The organism is Mesorhizobium sp. WSM4840 (assembly GCF_055811755.1).
Genome location: NZ_JBVVQD010000002.1, coordinates 376842 through 391072, shown reverse-complemented (window position 1 = coordinate 391072; position 14231 = coordinate 376842). Strand labels below are relative to the sequence as shown.

Annotated in this window: 13 protein-coding genes and 1 tRNA gene; 10 read left to right on the top strand and 4 right to left on the bottom strand. The window is 62.6% G+C overall.

Features of this window, described 5'->3' with window-relative positions; all coding sequences use genetic code 11:
- Window positions 1-51: 51 nt before the first annotated feature.
- From rpsA to aroA, 4 genes are all read right to left on the bottom strand, one after another.
- Entirely contained in the window at window positions 52-1749 is a 1698-nt protein-coding gene (rpsA, locus tag AC0L3I_RS05280) for a 30S ribosomal protein S1 (RefSeq protein WP_123146359.1), read from the bottom strand.
- 204 nt (window positions 1750-1953) lie between these two features.
- On the bottom strand, window positions 1954-2598 hold the full coding sequence (gene cmk, locus AC0L3I_RS05275) for a (d)CMP kinase (protein ID WP_473484244.1): 645 nt from the start codon (window positions 2596-2598) through the stop codon (window positions 1954-1956).
- Complete coding sequence (locus AC0L3I_RS05270) at window positions 2595-3191, bottom strand: hypothetical protein (protein ID WP_473484243.1); 597 nt, start codon at window positions 3189-3191, stop codon at window positions 2595-2597. Before AC0L3I_RS05270 ends, cmk begins: the two co-directional genes overlap by 4 nt.
- A 108-nt stretch (window positions 3192-3299) precedes the next feature.
- On the bottom strand, window positions 3300-4658 hold the full coding sequence (aroA, locus tag AC0L3I_RS05265; RefSeq protein WP_473484241.1) for a 3-phosphoshikimate 1-carboxyvinyltransferase: 1359 nt from the start codon (window positions 4656-4658) through the stop codon (window positions 3300-3302).
- 195 nt (window positions 4659-4853) lie between these two features.
- Here aroA and AC0L3I_RS05260 point away from each other — a divergent pair, with 195 nt between their 5' ends.
- The 10 genes from AC0L3I_RS05260 to nirD all read left to right on the top strand — a co-directional run bounded on the left by AC0L3I_RS05260 (window position 4854) and on the right by nirD (window position 14229).
- Window positions 4854-5243 (top strand): TIGR02300 family protein, encoded by a 390-nt coding sequence (locus AC0L3I_RS05260; RefSeq protein WP_473484239.1) that lies wholly within the window; start codon window positions 4854-4856, stop codon window positions 5241-5243.
- A 170-nt stretch (window positions 5244-5413) separates the two neighbouring features.
- Window positions 5414-5489 (top strand) — tRNA-Ala (locus tag AC0L3I_RS05255).
- A 269-nt stretch (window positions 5490-5758) separates the two neighbouring features.
- Window positions 5759-5935, top strand: coding sequence for a hypothetical protein (locus AC0L3I_RS05250; RefSeq protein ID WP_473526185.1), 177 nt, complete (start codon window positions 5759-5761; stop codon window positions 5933-5935).
- 222 nt (window positions 5936-6157) lie between these two features.
- Window positions 6158-6757 (top strand): ANTAR domain-containing response regulator, encoded by a 600-nt coding sequence (locus tag AC0L3I_RS05245; protein WP_023796771.1) that lies wholly within the window; start codon window positions 6158-6160, stop codon window positions 6755-6757.
- A 2-nt stretch (window positions 6758-6759) separates the two neighbouring features.
- Window positions 6760-7998, top strand: coding sequence for a CmpA/NrtA family ABC transporter substrate-binding protein (locus tag AC0L3I_RS05240; RefSeq protein WP_192365450.1), 1239 nt, complete (start codon window positions 6760-6762; stop codon window positions 7996-7998).
- A 354-nt stretch (window positions 7999-8352) separates the two neighbouring features.
- On the top strand, window positions 8353-9669 hold the full coding sequence (locus tag AC0L3I_RS05235) for a CmpA/NrtA family ABC transporter substrate-binding protein (RefSeq protein WP_123147362.1): 1317 nt from the start codon (window positions 8353-8355) through the stop codon (window positions 9667-9669).
- Window positions 9670-9734: 65 nt separating this feature from the next.
- The gene (gene ntrB, locus AC0L3I_RS05230; protein ID WP_123146367.1) at window positions 9735-10631 is read left to right on the top strand and encodes a nitrate ABC transporter permease; all 897 of its coding nucleotides are present in this window, start codon (window positions 9735-9737) and stop codon (window positions 10629-10631) included.
- Window positions 10632-10641: 10 nt separating this feature from the next.
- Complete coding sequence (locus AC0L3I_RS05225) at window positions 10642-11439, top strand: ABC transporter ATP-binding protein (RefSeq protein WP_292206307.1); 798 nt, start codon at window positions 10642-10644, stop codon at window positions 11437-11439.
- A gap of 4 nt (window positions 11440-11443) precedes the next feature.
- A complete protein-coding gene (gene nirB / locus AC0L3I_RS05220) occupies window positions 11444-13894 on the top strand; it encodes a nitrite reductase large subunit NirB (protein ID WP_473484236.1) in 2451 nt (816 codons plus the stop codon).
- A 5-nt stretch (window positions 13895-13899) separates the two neighbouring features.
- Window positions 13900-14229 (top strand): nitrite reductase small subunit NirD, encoded by a 330-nt coding sequence (gene nirD, locus AC0L3I_RS05215; RefSeq protein ID WP_473484234.1) that lies wholly within the window; start codon window positions 13900-13902, stop codon window positions 14227-14229.
- Window positions 14230-14231 lie beyond the last annotated feature (2 nt).

The following is a 14231-nucleotide window of genomic DNA, read 5'->3' as shown; positions in this document are numbered from 1 at the left end:
CGCTCCGGCGGGGTTTTTTAACAGGCGGCGCGAGGCGCGGCGTTAGTGGACTTAGCTGCCCTGCTTCTTCAGCGCGGCACCCAGGATGTCGCCCAGCGAAGCGCCGGAGTCGGTCGAGCCGTACTGGGCGACCGCTTCCTTCTCTTCGGCGATTTCCAGCGCCTTGATCGAGACCTGCAGCTTGCGGGTCTTTTTGTCGAAGGCGATGACGCGGGCGTCGACCTTCTGGCCGACCGTGAAGCGCTCGGGGCGCTGCTCGTCGCGGTCACGGCTGAGGTCGGAGCGCTTGATGAAGGTCTCGATGCCGCTGTCGACCAGCCGCACTTCCAGACCGCCATCCTTGACGCCGGTAACCTCGCAGGTGACGACCGCGTTCTTGCGCAGTTCGCCTGAAGTCGCTGCCTCGCCGGCCGTATCCTTGGCCAGCTGCTTGATGCCGAGCGAGATGCGCTCCTTGTCGATGTCGACGTCGAGCACCTGCGCCTTGACCATGTCGCCGCGATTGTACTCCTCGATCACCTGCTCGCCCGGACGGGTCCAGTCGAGGTCGGAAAGATGGACCATGCCGTCGACATCGCCTTCGAGGCCGATGAACAGGCCGAACTCGGTCTTGTTCTTGACCTCGCCCTCGACCTGGCTGCCGACCGGATGGCTGCTGGCGAAAGCCTGCCACGGGTTCTCGAGCGTCTGCTTGAGGCCGAGCGAAATGCGGCGCTTGGCCGGATCGACCTCGAGCACCACCACGTCGACTTCCTGCGTCGTCGACAGGATCTTGCCGGGATGCACGTTCTTCTTCGTCCACGACATTTCCGAAACGTGGATGAGGCCCTCGATGCCCGGCTCCAACTCGACGAACGCGCCGTAGTCGGTGATGTTGGTGACGGTGCCCTTGATCTTCTTGCCGATCGGGAATTTCGTTCCGATCTCGGACCACGGATCGCTCTCGAGCTGCTTCATGCCGAGCGAGATGCGGTGGGTTTCCTGGTTGATGCGGATGATCTGGACCTTGACCGTCTGGCCGATGTTGAGGATTTCGGTCGGATGGTTGACGCGGCGCCATGCCATGTCGGTGACATGCAGCAGGCCGTCGATGCCGCCGAGGTCGACGAACGCACCATAGTCGGTGATGTTCTTGACGACGCCTTCGACCACCTGGCCCTCTTCGAGGTTCTGCACGATTTCCGAACGCTGTTCGGCGCGGCTTTCCTCGAGCACGGTGCGGCGCGACACCACGATGTTGCCGCGGCGGCGATCCATCTTGAGGATCTCGAAAGGCTGCGGATTGTGCATCAGCGGGGAGACGTCGCGGATCGGGCGAATGTCGACCTGGCTGCGCGGCAGGAAGGCCACGGCGCCGTCGAGATCGACGGTGAAGCCGCCCTTGACCTGGTTGAAGATGACGCCTTCGACGCGCTCGCCCTTGGTGAACTTCTCTTCGAGACGGACCCAGCTCTCTTCGCGGCGGGCCTTCTCACGGGAAAGCATCGCTTCGCCAAGCGCGTTCTCGATGCGCTCGACATAGACTTCGACCGTGTCGCCGACCTTGAGCGTCGACTCCTTACCCTTGACGCCGAATTCCTTCAGCGGCACGCGGCCTTCGACCTTGAGGCCGACGTCGATGATTGCCATGTCCTTTTCGATCGCGGTGATCGTGCCCTTGACGACTTGGCCTTCGCCGGAATGGCCGGCGGAAAAAGATTCTTCGAGCAGGCTCGCGAAATCATCGCGAGTGGGATTTGCAACTGACATAGTTTCTCCTGGAATGCCCCGCATCTCAGGCGGGGCGGGCGCCGTGGGTTAGCGTTGCGTTGGCCTGCCGGCGTTCCGGGCTTCAAAAAAGCCCTTGGCCGCCTAAGCGGCAATTCCGGCGCATGAAAAATGCTGGCAGGCTGGTTCGTGCCCGATATGGGTATCTTTTCGCCGCCGGCAATCGGCAACGGAGGAAAACCCGGCTCAGGCTTTGTTTCTCTTGGCCAGAACGTCGTCGATGATCGCCTTGGCCGCCAGGAACGCGGCTTCTATAGCCATTTCCGACGTGTCGAGCAAGTGCGCGTCGGCGGCAGGCTTCAGCGGCGAGTCGGCGCGACCCATGTCGCGCTCGTCGCGGCGCAGGATATCGGCGAGGATTTCGCTGAAATTGGCGGTGCCGCCGATGCTCTCGATCTCGGCCAGCCGTCGCTGTGCCCTTACCTCGGCGCTCGCCGTCACATAGAGTTTTATGTCGGCGTCGGGGCAGACCACGGTGCCAATGTCGCGGCCGTCGAGCACGGCGCCCGGCGGCGCCTTGGCGAATTCCCGCTGCTTTTCGACCAGTATGCGCCGCACCGACGGGAACACAGCGACTTTCGAAGCCGCCTCGCCGACCGCATGCGCCGACAGCACCGACCGGTCGAGTTTTGCGAGGTCGACCTGGCGGGCAGCGGTTTCGGCGGCCGAGACATTGTCGAGCGGCAGGCCGAGCCGAAGCAGCGCATGGGCGACCGCGCGATAGGTGAGGCCGGTGTCGAGCAGGTTCAGGCGGTAATGGTCAGCCAGCCGCCGCGCCAGCGTGCCTTTGCCGGCGCCGGCGGGTCCGTCGATGGCGATGGTGAAGGTCAAGGGCGTAGCTTTCGGACACGATAAAATAGGTAGGATAGGAGGCCAAAGAAGGCGAATACATAGCCGCTGGCCAGCGGACTTATCTCCTGCCCGCCAAGACCCAGATGAAATATGTCGTCTACCAAGGCTACCGCGCCAGCTCCGGTAAACAATATCGACATCACAAGACAAAAATTACCGGAGCGAGCAGAAACCTTCTTTGCGATCTCAATAGCTATCCCATCGATCGAGGCTTTTGGAAAAACGAACTCATCGGAAGACAGTTGGGTAGTAGAAAGAATAGCTCCAGTCTGTGCTCTCAACTTGCGATGCATGTGATGGTTCAAGGCAATCCATATCGCTGCAGCAAGGAGAACCCAGATACTATCCATCCGGTCGGAAAGCCAAAGCACGATGAACACGAGCATGGGAATGAGAGTGAACAAAACAAACGCCCATTCGCGATTCTGGATCTCGATGAGGCTGGTAAGTTCATTGGCATTGACGATCCGGGTTTTGGCGGACCTGTCCAAGCGGAACAGAAAAGTACCGTCTGCTTGCCTTTGCCAATGAGAGCCCCTGGCCCCCGGCCTCTGAAAATCAGGACTTGCCATCCACTCACCCCCCCTGCGCGGTTGCTTACAAAGAAATCGAAAGTCGCTCACAAGACCGCTGGCGCGGCTAGTTTGGCGCTGAACGTGGAAATCCTGCTCGCAGTACCGCTACTCGATCTTCGCGCCCAGCCCCTTCATCAGGCCCATGAATTCAGGAAAACTCGTCGCGATCATCGCCTGGTCGTCGATGGTCACCGGCTTTTCCGTTGCCAGTCCCATGACCAGAAAGCTCATGGCAATGCGGTGGTCGAGATGAGTCTGGACGATGGTGCTCTGTCCATTTGGGTGTTGACCGAGCCCCTTGCCGCCCGGTCTTCCGCGCACCGCCAGCGAGGCCTCGCCTTCGGTGCAGTCGACGCCATTGACCTTCAGCCCGTTCGCGACTGCCGACAGCCGGTCGGATTCCTTCACCCGCAGCTCTTCCAGCCCCTGCATCAGCGTTTCGCCCTCGGCAAAGCTGGCCGCGACGGCAAGCACCGGATATTCGTCGATCATCGTCGGCGCCCGCTCGGGCGGCACGGCGACGCCCTTCAGCTCGGAATAGCGTACGCGCAGATCGGCGACATCCTCGCCGCCTTCATTGCGAGGGTCGAGAACATCGATCCGGGCGCCCATTTCCTGCAGCGTCAACAAAAGGCCGGTGCGGGTCGGGTTCATCAGCACGTTTTCGATCGTGATGTCCGAGCCCGGCACGATCAGCGCCGCCACCAGCGGGAAGCCGGCCGAGGACGGGTCGCCCGGCACAGCGATCGTCTGGCCGGTGAGCTTGCCCTGGCCCTCGATGAAGATGTGACGCACGCCGCGCTCGTCGGTCTCGACCGACAGATTGGCGCCGAATCCCTTCAGCATCTTTTCGGTGTGGTCGCGCGTCATCACCGGCTCGATGACGGTGGTGACGCCGGGCGTGTTCAGCCCGGCGAGCAGCACCGCCGACTTCACCTGCGCCGAGGCCATCGGCACGCGGTAGGTGATGGGCGCGGTGTGCTTGGGCCCGTGCAGCGTGATCGGCATGCGGTCGCCGGGAGTCGCCTTCAGCACCTGCACGCCCATCTGGCGCAGCGGCTCGAGCACGCGGCCCATCGGCCGGCCGGACAGCGAGGCGTCGCCGATGAAGGTCGTCTCCATGTCGTAGGTGCCGACCAAGCCCATGGTGAGGCGCGAGCCGGTGCCGGCATTGCCGAAATCGAGCGGGCCTTCCGGCTGCAGCAGCGCGCCGTTGCCGGTGCCGCGGATCACCCACTCGGCGCCGCGCTTCTCTATATGCGCGCCCATTGCCTTCATCGCGGCGCCGGTGCGCATCACATCCTCGCCTTCCAGCAGGCCGGTGATGCGGGTCTCGCCGGAGGCGAGGCCGCCGAACATGAACGAGCGGTGCGAGATCGACTTGTCGCCGGGTACCCGCGCCGCGCCGGAAAGCGCTGACGATTTGCGAGCGGTGGCCGGTTTCGGGGCGGCAGTATGCGACATGACTTTTTCCTGGCTGAAAACGCCGGTGGCCGGCCTTTTTCCTCTTGTTTGGGCGGTCTCGTATCACGGCGGGCGGAAATGGTCATCCCCTTGCAAGAGGTCGCTCAACACGGCGATTTATCAGGCTGGCTTTAGGCTTTGACAGCGCCGCAAACTGTGGTTATGGGGACCAAACTTTCATCGACGAGGCTTGCTGTGGCAAAACCCGAACTTGGCACCAAACGCATCGACCCCGAAACGGGTCAAAAATTCTACGACCTGAACAAGGATCCGATCGTCTCGCCCTATACCGGCAAGAGCTATCCACGTTCCTATTTCGAGGAAGGCAAGATCACCGCCCTTGAGGAGGAAGAGGAAGTTGCCGAGAAGGAAGTGGACGCCGAGGAGGAAGAGGGCGTCGAGGTCGTCTCGCTCGAAGAGGCGGATGAGGATGCGAAACCCGACGATCTTCCCGATCTCGGCGATGACGAGGACGATGTGGACCTCGGCGATGACGACGACGATACTTTCCTCGCCGACGAGGAGGAAGAAGACGACGATGTCGCCGACATGATCGGCGTCGGGGACGACGACGACGAAGTCTGATCCGGCCTCTGGCGCAAGCGCCTGCCGACTTTCGCGGCGTCTTAATAAAAAGCGGCTCTTGAAGGCTTGATATTGACGGAAGGCGGGGTTAGAAGCCGCTGCACTAACGGCGCGGTCTCAACCCGCGCCGGATCTCTTCGCCGGCAACGGCGCCGGTAGACTGCCGGAGTGGGGCCATAGCTCAGTTGGGAGAGCGCTTGAATGGCATTCAAGAGGTCGTCGGTTCGATTCCGATTGGCTCCACCAGTTTTCTCTCGGGAAAATCAGTCTCTTTAGACCTGTCTATCACTGGCAGGCCCGACAAAACCGGGCGGGTCCCCTGAAATAATTTCGCTGTATTTCGGCTAGTCTGAAGCTGAAACCCCGGCAACCACCGGGGTTTCAGCACACTAGCTGCTAATAATACCAATCCCAGACCCAAACACGCCTGCGACGGCACCGGACGCGCCGATAGCCATTTCGCCAGTAACGACGGCAGATCCTTCTCAAGCGCGCCGCCTGCGGTGCCAGTGCCGATGGCGGACCGGCTCCGCTTGAGTATCTTCATCCTCGAAGGCTTCCGTATCCGGCGCGTCGAGTTCATCGAGAATGCCGCTTCTGGCGCCCGGTACGTCGGCGACCGCGTTGATTGGCCGAACTGCGCTCGCAAGGGCTGCTGCCCCAGCAATGCCAAACATTCCTGTCAGAAATGATCGCCGATCCATGGAAACATCCAATCTTCTAGCCAGCGAGACAAGGTTCGCAAACTGAAAAATAGCGCAGGCGATACCAAAGCAAAGTAGACCCTATGAATGGTATTTAAAGAAGCTTAACGGGGTCGGCTCCGCAAACATGTGGCAGTCCCCGAAGCGATAACTGCGTCAATTCTCTCATATGCCGCATTGCACATTCACGCAGCCTGCGCAAAATGCGGCATGATCCGGAAATCCCTCACCGTCCTGGTGATCGACGAAAACCACATCCGCGCCTCCATCATTGAGGCGGGATTGCGGGAGGCCGGGCATGAGCAGGTCACGGTCGTTCACGATGTTGCGGGAATAGCGCGGCGCATTGCCGAGATCGAACCGGACGTGATCGTCATCGACCTCGAAAATCCCAACCGCGACATGCTTGAAAACATGTTCCAGCTTTCGCGCGTGGTGAAGCGGCCGATCGCCATGTTCGTGGACCGGTCCGACCAAGCTTCGATCGAAGCTGCGGTGGAAGCGGGGGTCTCCGCCTACGTCGTCGACGGGCTGCGCCAGGAGCGCGTCAAGCCGATCCTCGACATGGCGATCAGCCGCTTCAACGCGTTTTCGCGGATGGCGCGCGAACTGGAAGAGGCCCGAAGTGAATTGGAGGACCGCAAGGTCATCGACCGCGCCAAGGGCATCCTTATGAGGTCGCGCGGCCTGTCGGAGGACGCGGCCTATACGCTTTTGCGCAAGACCGCCATGAACCAGAACCGCAAGATCAGCGAAATCGCGCAGAGCCTGGTGACGGCGGCAGGCCTTCTGGATCCCGGAGAGAGTTGAGCATGGCGGCCGAACACCAGATCAATGCCGGTTTCATACCGCTCTTCGACAGTGCCGTTCTTGTCGCAGCGAGGGAGATCGGCTTTGCCGCGCGCGAAGGCGTCGACCTGACGCTCAGTCGCGAAACGTCCTGGGCCAACATCCGCGATCGCATTGCGATCGGACATTTCGACCTGGCGCATATGCTGGGACCGATGCCGATCGCCTGCAATCTGGGGCTCACCCCGCTCGCCTCCGATACGATCGTGCCGTTCTCGCTTGGGCTGGGCGGCAACTGCGTAACGGTTTCGAATATGCTCTGGGCGGGCATGGCCGCGCACGGTGCGTTGCCCGACCTCGATCCGGCGCGGGCCGGCAAGGCCTTGGGAGCGCTGATCCGTGAACGGGCAAATGCTGGTCGCGAGCCGATGCGCTTTGCGGTCGTGCATCCGCACTCGGGGCATAATTACGAACTGCGCTACTGGCTCGCGGCCTGCGGCATCGATCCGTCGCGCGAAATAGAAATCGTCATCGTGCCGCCGCCCTTCATGGCCGACGCACTCGCCGCCGGCAGGATCGACGGCTACTGCGTCGGCGAACCCTGGAACAGCGCCTCGGTCGTCGCCGGCACCGGCCATATCGCCACGGTCAAGGCCGCTATCTGGAAGACCAGCCCCGAGAAAGTCGTCGGCGTGCGCAAGGCCTGGGCCGAAAAACACCCGGAGGCCCTTTCGGCCCTGCTGCGCGCGCTGCATCATGCTGCGCGCTGGTGCCAGGATCCGGCAAACCGCGGTGAACTGGCCGCCCTGATGGCGCAGCCTTCCTTCCTCGGCGTTTCGCCGGCGCTGCTGATGCCGATCCTGACCGGACATCTTGCGCTGGGCGGGGTCGCGGAATTGAGCGTCGAGGACTTCTTTCTTCCTTTCGGCAAGGCGGCGAATTTTCCGTGGAAGAGCCATGCGCTGTGGTTCTACACGCAGATGGTCCGTTGGGGGCAGGTCAAGCACAGCGCTGCCCACATGGCGCTCGCGCGCGACACCTACCGGCCCGACCTCTATCGCGCAGCGCTGAAGCCGCTCGGCGTCGCTCTGCCGGGAGCCAATGCCAAGGTCGAGGGGGCCCTGACCGCTGCCACGCCGGTCGGCTCGGCGGGCGCCAGCCTCGTCCTTGGTCCGGATGGTTTCTTCGACGGCCGCATCTTCGATCCGGACAGGATCGACGACTATCTCGCCATCCGCGACTGGGCAATGCCGACGGGTTGAGCATTCCTTGCGCACTATCATGCACTGCACAATTTTTGTGCCGCTGCACAATGAACGTGACTGTCGCATGAGCATCGACAATCCGGCGCTCCAGCCTTTACGCCCGCTCTCTCGGTTGTTTTCATTGCTGAATCTACCGTTTCTTCAAACTGGCACGGTTCCTGCATCATAATCCATGGGCCTTCAGGGCCATTGAATACGGCGTCCAATGGCGGGCGCCACAGGCAAAGCTGCCGCTCAGGTCAACACGCGATCCGGATCAACGGATGCGGCGGCCTGGCCGGCGGCTTTTTTGTTTTGGTCGAACACGCAATCGACGGCGCAGATCCCAAGCCGCGCCCAATGGAGATGACGATGACGAAACGCATCAAAACCCAATCCGCCCTCACGGGCGTAACGCGCCGCGATTTCCTGATGATGAGCGCGGCCACCGCGGCAACGCTGGCGGCGGCACGCGCGCTGTTGCCGTCCGGCGCCTATGCGGCAACGGCGGCGCCGGAAGTCACTGGCGCCAAGCTCGGCTTCATCGCGCTGACCGATGCGGCGCCGCTGATGATCGCCAAGGAGAAGGGCCTGTTCGAAAAATTCGGCATGCCCGATGTCGAGGTGCTCAAGCAGGCCTCCTGGGGCGCGACACGCGACAATCTGATGCTCGGCGGCGAAGCCAACGGCATCGACGGCGCCCATATCCTGACGCCGATGCCTTACCTGATGCACACCGGCAAGGTGACGCAGAACAATCAGCCGATGCCGATGGCGATCGTGGCGCGGCTCAACTACGACTGCCAGGCGATTTCCGTCGCGCAGGAATATGCCGGCACCGGCGTCGGCCTCGATGCCTCCAAGCTGAAGGACGCCTTTGCGGCCAAGAAGGCCGAAGGCAAGGAGGTGAAAGCCGCCATGACCTTCCCGGGCGGCACCCATGATCTCTGGTTGCGCTACTGGCTGGCTGCCGGCGGCATCGATCCCGACAAGGATGTCTCGACCATCGTTGTGCCGCCGCCGCAGATGGTCGCCAACATGAAGGTCGGCAATATGGACGTGTTCTGCGTCGGCGAGCCATGGAACGAGCAACTCGTCCATCAGGGCGTCGGCTTCACCGCCGCCACGACGGGCGAGTTGTGGAAAGGCCATCCGGAAAAGGCGCTCGGCCTGCGCGCCGCCTTCATCGACAAGAACCCGAACGCCACCAAGGCGATCCTGATGGCCGTCATGGAAGCCCAGCAATGGTGCGAAGCCATGGAGAACAAGGACGAGATGGCGGCCATCATCGGCAAGCGGCAGTGGATGAACGTGCCGACCGCCGACATCATCGGTCGCCTTAAGGGCGACATCAATTACGGCAATGACCGCGTCGCCACCGGCACCGACCTCTACATGAAGTTCTGGAAGGGCGGTGTGTCCTATCCGTTCAAGAGCCACGACAGCTGGTTCCTCGCCGAAAACATCCGCTGGGGCAAATTCGCGGCGACCACCGACATCAAGGCGCTGGTCGATCAGGTCAACCGGGAAGATCTGTGGCGCGAGGCGGCGAAGGATCTCGGCGTCGCTGCGGCCGACATCCCGGCGTCTTCATCGCGCGGCGTCGAGACCTTCTTCGACGGCAAGATCTTCGATCCGGCCAATCCGTCCGCCTATCTCGACAGCCTGAAGATCAAGGCATCGGCCTGACGTCGCCGGCAAGCGGCGCCAGTGGCGCCGCCTGTCACGCCAATGCTCAAGGAGCTTTTTGCGAAATGTCTATCCAAGCCATCGAGGACACCAAGGTGAAGGCGTTCCCCACGCCTGCCAAGCCTGCAGAGGTCATAGCTTTCACCGCCAAGGTGAGGCGCCGCTTCGATCCCGCCGCGATCGCCGGCAAACTGGCGAGCACGCTGGTGCCGCCGGCAGTCGTCATCGTCGTCATGCTCGTCATCTGGCAGATCGCCTGCTCGTCGCCCAACGCCAGCTTGCCGCCACCTAGCCAGGTATGGAACGAGGCCTACGATCTGATCGCCCATCCGTTCTTCGATTATGGTCCGCAGGACATCGGACTGGCCTGGCGGGTGCTGATCTCGCTGCAGCGCGTCGCCATCGGCTTTGGCCTGGCTGCCATCGTCGGCGTCGCGCTCGGTGCTCTGGTCGGCCAGTCGATCTGGGCGATGCGCGGCCTCGACCCTGTGTTCCAGATCCTGCGCACCGTGCCGCCGCTCGCCTGGCTGCCGCTGTCGCTGGCCGCCTTCCGCGATTCCAGCCCATCGGCGATCTTCGTCATCTTCATCACCTCGATCTGGCCGGTGATCATCAACACCGCCGTCGGCGTCCGCAACATTCCGGAGGACTACCGCAACGTCTCCCGCATCCTCAGGCTCAACCAGCTCGAATTCTTCGTGAAGATCATGGTGCCGGCCGCGGCACCTTACATCTTCACCGGCCTGCGCATCGGCATCGGCCTGTCCTGGCTTGCCATCGTCGCCGCCGAAATGCTGACAGGCGGCGTCGGCATCGGCTTCTTCATCTGGGACGCCTGGAACTCGTCGCGGCTGCCCGACATCATCGTTGCGCTCGCCTATATCGGCGTCACCGGCTTTTGCCTCGATCGCTTGGTCGCGGCGGTCGGCGCCTTTGTCACCCGCGGCACAACGGCAAAGTGAGGAGAGGGCAATGACGGCCTATCTGAAGCTCGACCATATCGACAAGTCGTTCGCCCGGGGCGGCCAGGTCAGCGAGGTGCTGAAGGACATCCGGCTGACGATCGACAAGGGCGAATTCGTCTCGATCATCGGCCATTCCGGCTGCGGCAAGTCGACCTTGCTCAACCTGATCGCCGGGCTGACGAAAGTGACCGCCGGCGCGGTCCTGCTCGAAGACAAGGAGGTCGACAGCCCTGGTCCTGAACGCGCCGTGGTGTTCCAGAACCACAGCCTGCTGCCATGGCTCACCGTCTACGAAAACATCAACCTAGCGGTGTCTAAGGTCTTCGGCCGCACCAGGAGCCGGGCCGAACGGCACGACTGGATCATGCGCAATCTCGACCTCGTGCAGATGGCACATGCCAGGGACAAGCGGCCCGCTGAGATATCAGGCGGCATGAAGCAGCGCGTCGGCATCGCCCGCGCGCTGGCCATGGAGCCGAAGATCCTGCTGCTCGACGAACCGTTCGGTGCGCTCGACGCTCTGACGCGCGCCCATCTGCAGGATGCGGTGATGGATATCCATTCGAGGCTTGGCTCGACGACGATCATGATCACCCACGATGTCGACGAGGCGGTGCTGTTGTCCGATCGCATCGTCATGATGACCAACGGTCCAGCGGCGACCATCGGCGAGGTGCTTCCCGTGCCGCTGGCCCGACCACGCCGGCGCATCGAGCTTTCCTCCGACCGGACCTTCCTGCGCTGCCGCGAGGCGGTGCTGAAGTTCCTCTACGAACGCCACCGCTTCGTCGAAGCCGCGGAGTAGCTCAATGACCGAAAAACTCGTCATCATCGGCAACGGCATGGCGCCCGGGCGGATGCTGGAGCACCTATTCGAACAGGCGCCCGGTCGCTACCAGGTCACCATCTTCAACGCCGAGCCGCGGGTCAATTACGACCGCATCATGCTGTCGCCGGTTCTGTCCGGCGAGAAGGCCTTTGAGGAAATCATCATCCATGGCGACGGCTGGTACATCGCCAACGGCATCACGCTCTACAAGGGCCACAAGATTGTCGCTATCGACCGGGCGGCAAAGACCGTTACTTCCGACCACGGTGTCACTGAGCCCTATGACAAGCTCGTCATCGCCACCGGCTCGGTGCCGTTCATCATTCCGGTGCCCGGCCACGATCTGCCGGGCGTGCTCACCTATCGCGATCTTGACGACGTTCAGGCCATGCTGCTTGCCGCCCAGTCGCGGGCCAAGGCCGTGGTCATCGGCGGCGGTCTGCTCGGGCTGGAAGCGGCAGCGGGCTTGAACTCGCAAGGCATGGACGTCACCGTGCTGCATGTCATGCCGACGCTGATGGAGCGTCAGCTCGATCCGGCCGCCGGCTATCTCTTGCAGCGCGCCGTCGAGCAGCGCGGCATCAAGGTCATCACCAAGGCCAACACCCAGGCGATCACAGGCAAGGGCAAGGTCGAGCAGGTGGAACTCGCCGACGGAACCATCATCCCGGCGACGCTCGTCGTCATGGCGGTGGGCATCAGGCCGAATGCGGCCCTCGCGAAGGAAGCCGGCATTGCCGTCAATCGTGGCATCGTCGTCGACGCCGGCATGCGCAGCAACGATCCCGATATCTACGCGCTCGGCGAATGCGCCGAGGTCAACGGGCAGGTCTACGGGCTGGTCGCGCCGCTCTACGAGATGGCGCGCGTCGCCGCCAGCCAGCTTGCCGGCAACGAGGCGGCGGCTTTCGTCCATATGGACACGCCGACCAAGCTCAAGGTCACCGGCATCGAACTGTTCTCGCTCGGCGACTTCGCCGAGGGCGAGGACCGCCAGGAGATCGTGCTGCGCGATGCCGCCGCCGGCGTCTACAAGCGGCTGGTGCTTAGGGATGACCGCATCATCGGCACCGTGCTCTACGGCGAGACGGCGGACGGCGCCTGGTTCAACGACCTCAAAAAGAAGCAGACCGACATATCGCAAATGCGCGACACGCTTATCTTCGGCCAGTCATACCAGGGAGGCGCCTCCCTGGACCCTATGGCGGCCGTTGCAGCCTTGCCGGATGATGCGGAAATCTGCGGCTGCAACGGCGTTTGCAAGGGAAAGATATCAGGCGCAATCACAGCCAAGGGCCTGACCTCGCTCGACGACGTGCGTGCCCACACCAAGGCGTCCGCTTCCTGCGGCTCCTGCACAGGCCTGGTCGAAAAGCTGATGGTGCTGACCATCGGCGACAAATACAATCCGGCGGCAGTGCAACCGATGTGCGGCTGCACCACGCTCGGCCATGATGAGGTTCGCCGGCTGATCAAGGCCAAGGGCCTGAAAACCATTCCCGCCGTCATGCAGGAACTGGAATGGACCACCTCCTGCGGCTGCGCCAAATGCCGGCCGGCGCTCAACTACTATCTCGTCTGCGACTGGCCGGACGAGTATGCCGACGACTACCAGTCGCGTTTCATCAACGAGCGCGTCCACGCCAACATTCAGAAGGACGGTACCTATTCGGTGGTGCCGCGCATGTGGGGCGGCGTCACCAATGCCGCCGAACTGCGCGCCATCGCCGATGTCGTCGACAAATTCGAGATCCCGATGGTCAAGGTCACCGGCGGCCAGCGCATCGACATGCTCGGTATCCGCAAGGAAGACCTGCCGGCGGTGTGGGCCGACCTCGGTCAGGCCGGCTTCGTCTCCGGCCATGCCTATGCCAAAGGCCTACGCACCGTGAAGACCTGCGTCGGTTCGGACTGGTGCCGCTTCGGCACGCAGGATTCGACGGGGTTCGGGGTCCGCATCGAGAAATTTATGTGGGGCTCGTGGACGCCCGCCAAGGTCAAGATGGCGGTGTCGGGCTGCCCTAGGAACTGTGCTGAAGCAACCTGCAAGGATGTCGGCGTGATCTGCGTCGATTCAGGCTACGAGATCCATTTCGCCGGGGCCGCCGGCCTCGATATCAAGGGCACCGAGGTGCTCGGCCTAGTCAAAACCGAGGACGAGGCGCTGGAACATATCGTGGCGCTGACGCAGATGTATCGCGAACAGGGCCGGTATCTCGAGCGCATCTACAAATGGGCCAAGCGCATCGGAATCGCCGAGATCAAGCGCCAGATCATGGACGATGGCGAGAAACGCAGGACCTATTTCGACCGCTTCGTCTTTTCGCAGAAATTCGCGCAGGTCGACCCTTGGTCGGAACGCGTTTCCGGCAAAGACAAGCACGAGTTCCGGCCGATGGCTTCGGTCGGTTTCGCGCAGGCGGCGGAGTGACCGTGATGAACTGGGTATCTATCGGCACGCTCTCAGACATTCCGCGCCGCGGCGCGCGCTGCGTAGCCACGCCTCAAGGCAAGATTGCTGTCTTCCGCACCGCTGACGATCAGGTCTTTGCCATCGAGGACCATTGCCCGCACAAGGGCGGACCGCTCTCGCAGGGGATCGTCCATGGCGCGGCGGTGACCTGTCCCCTGCACAATTGGGTGATCTCGCTGGAGACCGGCAAGGCGCTTGGCGCCGACGAAGGTGCGGTGCGCACTATTCCGGTGCGGATCGAGGGCGAGCGTCTATTCATTGCGCTGGAAGCGCTGGCCAGTCGCGCGGCGTGAGC

Bases quoted from the DNA above. Each gene is read 5' to 3' on its own strand.
- rpsA (WP_123146359.1), bottom strand. From the start codon at position 1,749: ATGTCAGTTGCAAATCCCACTCGCGATGATTTCGCGAGCCTGCTCGAA.
- AC0L3I_RS05270 (WP_473484243.1), bottom strand. From the start codon at position 3,191: ATGGCAAGTCCTGATTTTCAGAGGCCGGGGGCCAGGGGCTCTCATTGG.
- aroA (WP_473484241.1), bottom strand. From the start codon at position 4,658: ATGTCGCATACTGCCGCCCCGAAACCGGCCACCGCTCGCAAATCGTCA.
- AC0L3I_RS05250 (WP_473526185.1), top strand. From the start codon at position 5,759: ATGGCGGACCGGCTCCGCTTGAGTATCTTCATCCTCGAAGGCTTCCGT.
- AC0L3I_RS05245 (WP_023796771.1), top strand. From the start codon at position 6,158: ATGATCCGGAAATCCCTCACCGTCCTGGTGATCGACGAAAACCACATC.
- AC0L3I_RS05240 (WP_192365450.1), top strand. From the start codon at position 6,760: ATGGCGGCCGAACACCAGATCAATGCCGGTTTCATACCGCTCTTCGAC.
- AC0L3I_RS05235 (WP_123147362.1), top strand. From the start codon at position 8,353: ATGACGAAACGCATCAAAACCCAATCCGCCCTCACGGGCGTAACGCGC.
- ntrB (WP_123146367.1), top strand. From the start codon at position 9,735: ATGTCTATCCAAGCCATCGAGGACACCAAGGTGAAGGCGTTCCCCACG.
- AC0L3I_RS05225 (WP_292206307.1), top strand. From the start codon at position 10,642: ATGACGGCCTATCTGAAGCTCGACCATATCGACAAGTCGTTCGCCCGG.
- nirB (WP_473484236.1), top strand. From the start codon at position 11,444: ATGACCGAAAAACTCGTCATCATCGGCAACGGCATGGCGCCCGGGCGG.
- nirD (WP_473484234.1), top strand. From the start codon at position 13,900: ATGAACTGGGTATCTATCGGCACGCTCTCAGACATTCCGCGCCGCGGC.